Genomic DNA, 4880 nt, shown 5'->3' with positions numbered 1-4880 from the left:
ATGGCGATGCCAAGTGAAAAGCCACGGGGTATTGGGTACGAACCGAGGACGTCGCGGCTGAAACTTGGATAATACGATAGGGATAATGCACGGGGACAAAAGTAGGAAACTTAGCACAGAAATCCAAAATTACTTCAGCACTTCCATCATCACATTCATGGTAACCGATCACCCCCCTTTGAATAGCAGGTAACATAGAGTACAAGCTCGCCTCAAGGGTGCGAATCTCATTTTTGACACGGATAAATGCCCAAGGGTTAAGTGGACTTTTAGGGTTAGCACTTTTTGGGTCGTGCTGAAAATAACCCTGATGACGAGGTTTAGCGGGGACAAGTAGATGGGTAGTACTCATGGGCATCTTGGGCGCAACGGGGCTAAGTGCCATGTTTTTTGCTATAAAGTCTTCATTGGCTAGAGGGGCAATTTCTGCAAAGACGCGTCGTTTTTGGGGGTGAAAATAAAAGGACTGTGCGTTCAGTCCCACGAATAACCGATAAATTCTACGCCCTAAAGGTAGCCAATTTTGGGGAATATAGGGTTTAAGCGTGTTTCTCAAACATAATAACGCACTCATTGGCAATGGTGGCACTCTAAGGAACGATCCAGCACGCTTTTATCCTCCAAACTAGGGCTTTCCGTGCGCAAGTAATAAGTGGATTTGAGTCCTAATTTCCATGCCAAATGGTAAATTTCATGCAAGAGTTTTCCATGCGCGTTTTCGATACGTAAAAAGAGATTCAAGCTCTGCCCTTGATCGATCCAGCGTTGGCGCACAGCCGCTAACTCCACAATCTTTTTAGGGTCGATGTCATAGGCCGAAGTGTAATACTTCCAAGTGTCCAAATTCAAATCGGGCACAACTACAGGGATAAATCCGCTCAAATTCTCTTCCACCCACTTCTTTCTGTAAATAGGTTCTATGGTCTGAGTGGTGCCCACCAAAATAGAGATCGAGCTCGTGGGCGCGATCGCCATCAAATAGCCATTGCGCAAGCCATGTTGCTTGACACGCGCTTTTAAACTCTCCCAATCACAACTAGGCTTGGGGAAATCCCCACGGGCATGATCCATAGGGAACACTCCACGACTCCACGCTGAGCCTTCAAACAGACTATAAGCCCCGCGTTCTTGGGCTAAAGTACAACTAGCGTTGATGGCTTCATAGCTGATCTTCTCCATGACATGGTTGATCTTTTCTACATGTTCTGCACTCCCCCATGCCATGTGCGCACAGGCTAACATCTGTGCCTCTCCCATCACTCCCAAGCCTACCGCGCGCCCCTTAAGATTGGTGTACTTAGCCTTAGCAATGGGGTAGAAGTTCAGATCGATAATATTATCCAGCATACGCATCGCAATGGGCACCACGCGCGCGATGTCGCTATCGCTATGCACCTTGCTCAAATTAATGCTTGCCAAATTGCACACCGCCACATCCCCCCCTAGCGCGCTCTTGCAGGTCATGAAAATCTTCTTGCCCCCCAATGAATCGTTGCTACAGAGTTTGTTAGCCTTCTTGGTAATGCCCTCATCGGTGCAGACTCGATCCTCCTCTTCAAAAAACGCCACGCTTTGATCTTCAAAGCGCACTTCTACGCGGTAATGACTGCTAGCGGTATTTTGATAGATTTCAGTGCATAAATTAGACGAGCGGATGATCCCCGCATGGGCATTAGGATTAGCGCGGTTGGCATTGTCTTTAAAGCCCAAGAAAGGCAATCCGCTCTCAAAGTAATTGGTTAAAATCTTGCGCCAAAGCTCTTTGGCTTTGATTTGCTCTTGGGGGATCTGCGGGTCTGCCTCGTAAGCTAGGTATTTTTGGGTAAAATCTTTGCCATAGCATTGTGTAAGGTCCGCGCACACATAGGGGTCAAACAGCGTCCACATGCCATCTTGTTCAAGGCGCTCCATGAAGAGGTCGCAAATCCAAAGTGCGGGGAAGAGATCATGAGCGCGTCTACGCTCATCCCCGCTATTTTTACGCAGATCGATAAACTCCAGCACATCCTTATGCCAAATCTCTAAATAAACCGCGATCGCCCCCTTGCGCGTGCCCAGCTGATCGACGGCGATCGCGACATCGTTGACAATCTTTAAAAAGGGGATCACCCCCGCGCTCGCACTCTTATGCCCATCAATATAGCTTCCTAAACAGCGCACTTGGCTAAAATCCCAGCCGATCCCTCCTCCATATTTGGACAACAAAGCCATGTCCTTATAACTCTCAAAAATGCCCTCAATATTGTCCGGAGTAGAGCCCACATAACAAGAGCTCAGTTGGTGGTTGGGGGTGCGTGCGTTAGCCAGCGTGGGCGTGGCGCACATCATTTCAAACTTACTCAAGCACTCATAAAACTCTAGGGCGCGCGCGTTGGGTTCGCTCTCATTTTGGGCTAAGAACATCGCAATCGCCATGAACATATGTTGGGGCAATTCAATGGGATGCCCCTGTTGGTCCTTGAGCAAGTAGCGATCGTAGAGTGTTTTGATGCCCAAGTAGTTAAATTGCAGATCGCGCGCGGGCACAACCGCGCTATCCAACAAATTGAGATCAAATTTCTCTTTAAAACCGGACACAATGCGCCCGGCCTGCTCGCCTTTTTCTAGATAGCTTTGCAAACTTGGGTATTGCATATGCCCATTGACGCGGTGGTAAAGGTCGTAGAGAAACAAGCGCGCGGCGACAAAGCTCCAATTGGGCGCATGGGTGTCGATCTTGTCTAAAGCCTTGTGGATTAAAGTTTGCACAATGTCTTGTGTCTTCATCTTATCGGTAAAAAGATGTGCCTCTAATTCCAATTGCGCGCGATCGATCCCTTCTAAGCCTTGGGTGGCGCTTTGGATGTATTTATGGATTTTGCGCGTGTCCAAAGGTTCTATTCTGCCATCGCGCTTGGTAACCATCTTGATTTTCATGTGTGTTCCTAATGGGTGTTTATTTTTTAGCACGGCGGCGCGCAGTCGGGTCTAATACCTTTTTACGGATTCGTAAACTCAAAGGCGTAACCTCTAAAATTTCATCTTCTTCAATCCACTCCAAAGCGCGCTCTAAAGCCATGTTCTTGGGAGGGGTGAGCTTGATAGCGTCGTCTGAACCGCTGGCGCGCATATTGGTCAAGTGCTTGGTTTTGATAGGATTGACCTCTAAGTCATTATCCCGGCTGTGCTCTCCAATCACCATGCCCACATAGACTTTTGTTTGGGGGGTAATGAAGAGCGCGCCCCTCTCTTGGATATTGAAGAGAGAAAACGCGCTCGCTTGCCCATTCTCCATGCTCACTAATGCGCCGTTTTTACGCGCCTCTACACTCCCGCTAAAGGGGCGAAACTCTAAGAAAGAATGATTCATCACCCCTTCGCCCTTGGTGTCGCTCAAAAATTCGCCCCGATACCCAATGAGTCCGCGCGCAGGGATTTCAAACTCCAAGCGGGTATAACCATCCCCAATGGGATTCATCGCTTTCATCTCCGCCTTGCGCTTGCCCAATCGTTCGATGACCACGCCCCCAAAATCTTGAGGCGCGTCAATCACCAAATGCTCAAAGGGTTCTAAACGCACCCCATTTTCTACTTTGACAATCACTTCAGGGCGCGAAATGCTAAACTCAAAGCCTTCACGGCGCAGATTCTCGGCTAAAATGGTGATTTGCAATTCCCCACGCCCACTGACTTTAAATTTGCCCTCTCCCATCTCTTCGCATTGCATCGCGATATTGGTTTGCATTTCTTTAAGAAGGCGATCTTTGAGCTTGTTGGCTGTAACATGCTTGCCCTCCGTGCCGGCTAAGGGAGAATCATTGATACTAAAATACACGCTCATGGTGGGTTCTTCTAGGTGCATGGGGTCTAGGGGCTGGGGGTTATTGGGGTCCACCACACTATCGCCCACATCTACCGCATTGAAACCCGCCACCGCGACAATATCTCCTACGCGCGCCTCTTCAATTTCCATGCGCGCCAAGCCTAAAAAGCCAATCAGCTTGGTGATCTTGCCACTCTCCTTAGAACCATCGCTTTTGACTAATAACACACTCTCCCCCTTGCGCACCCGTCCGTTAAACACGCGCACAATGCCGATTTTGCCCACATAATTATCATAATCCAAAGTGAAAACCTGCATTTGTAGGGGGTCTTCTAGAGCACCACTGGGCGCGTGCACATGGGATAAAATGGTTTCAAACAGGGGTTCTAGGTTTTTCTTTTCCTCATGCAAGTCCCTAATAGCATAGCCTTCGCGCGCGGCGGCATAGATAACAGGGAAGTCTAATTGCGCATCGCTAGCTCCCATTGCTACGAAGAGATCGAACACTTCATCCACCACCCTATCTGGCTGCGCGGCCGGTTTGTCAATCTTATTGACCACCACGATGGGGCATAATCCAAAGCTCAACGCTTTTTTGACAACAAATTTTGTTTGGGGCATCACGCCCTCTTGTGCGTCCACCAGCAATAATACCCCATCAACCATTTTTAACACCCGCTCCACTTCGCCCCCAAAGTCGGCGTGTCCGGGAGTGTCAATGATATTGATCTTAACCCCCTTGTAGTGGATAGCCGTGTTTTTAGAGAGAATGGTGATTCCGCGTTCTCTCTCTAAAACATTGCTATCCATCATGCGCTCATCTAATTTATCGCGATCGCTAAAAGTACCAGATTGGGTGAGCAAGCCATCTACCAAAGTGGTTTTTCCATGGTCAACATGCGCAATAACGGCGATGTTTCTAATCTCTTGCATTTGAAAAATCCTTGTTGTTGAAGTGCGGAGTATAACCAAAAATTACTTAAGGGGTGCTAGCTATCTAGCGCTCAAAACATTTATCACTCGTGCGCTAAACCCCCTGAGTTGCATATATAGCCCCACCATTAATCGCCTACAAGCA

Annotated in this window: 2 protein-coding genes and 1 pseudogene; all 3 read right to left on the bottom strand. The window is 48.4% G+C overall.

Features of this window, described 5'->3' with window-relative positions; genetic code table 11:
* Window positions 1–574: pseudogene (locus C6G87_RS06990) on the bottom strand (hypothetical protein); the annotation flags it as partial.
* Window positions 571–2910, bottom strand: a complete 2340-nt coding sequence (locus C6G87_RS06985) for a ribonucleoside-diphosphate reductase subunit alpha (protein ID WP_199767666.1) — start codon at window positions 2908–2910, stop codon at window positions 571–573. The gene C6G87_RS06985 and the pseudogene C6G87_RS06990, both read right to left, overlap by 4 nt.
* Before the next feature lie 25 nt (window positions 2911–2935).
* The gene (gene typA, locus C6G87_RS06980; RefSeq protein ID WP_104752800.1) at window positions 2936–4735 is read right to left on the bottom strand and encodes a translational GTPase TypA; all 1800 of its coding nucleotides are present in this window, start codon (window positions 4733–4735) and stop codon (window positions 2936–2938) included.
* Between the last annotated feature and the right edge of the window lie 145 nt (window positions 4736–4880).

The sequence above is a fragment of the Helicobacter baculiformis genome (assembly GCF_900197685.1).
Classification (GTDB): domain Bacteria; phylum Campylobacterota; class Campylobacteria; order Campylobacterales; family Helicobacteraceae; genus Helicobacter; species Helicobacter baculiformis.
The sequence above is the reverse complement of the archived record's forward strand: the minus strand, read 5'-3'. Positions and strand labels throughout refer to the sequence as shown.

What these genes read in the sequence shown, in the direction of transcription:
- typA (WP_104752800.1), bottom strand. Translation starts at nt 4,735, where the DNA reads ATGCAAGAGATTAGAAACATCGCCGTTATTGCGCATGTTGACCATGGA.